Raw genomic sequence first — 366 nt, 5'->3', positions numbered from 1 at the left:
TTCCGACGGAGACCGCCGCCAAGCGCAAGGCAACAGTGAGACGGTTGCTGGTCTTACGTGTATGCGAGGAGAGTACCTTGCCACCGCTGATCTTACAGCTTGGCGAGAGGGCGAGCCAGGAGGTGAAATGCTTAGCAGTTCGCCAGCGGCTCAGGTCCGTACCGCATTCGGCAATCAAGCGCAGCGACAAGAAGGGGCCAATGCCGTGGATCTGCGTCAGGTCCGTTCCAGCGAGCTGATACATGGCTGATCGGACGTCGAAGTTCGGATCGCTGGGTAACTTGTTGCGATGTTTTGCCTTCGGAAGTGGCGCATCCGGGACCGGTCGTTGGGCATTTAGCGCCGCGACAGTGCGCTCGATCTCAG

1 protein-coding gene is annotated in these 366 nt (G+C 59.6%); it reads right to left on the bottom strand.

Translation table 11 applies throughout. The features are described from left to right. A partial coding sequence (locus ACUHMQ_RS21170; RefSeq protein ID WP_445297411.1) for a transposase occupies window positions 1–366 on the bottom strand: 366 nt, incomplete at both ends.

The sequence above is a fragment of the Chitinimonas violaceus genome (genome assembly GCF_052601015.1).
This window is presented reverse-complemented; position numbering and strand designations above follow the sequence as displayed.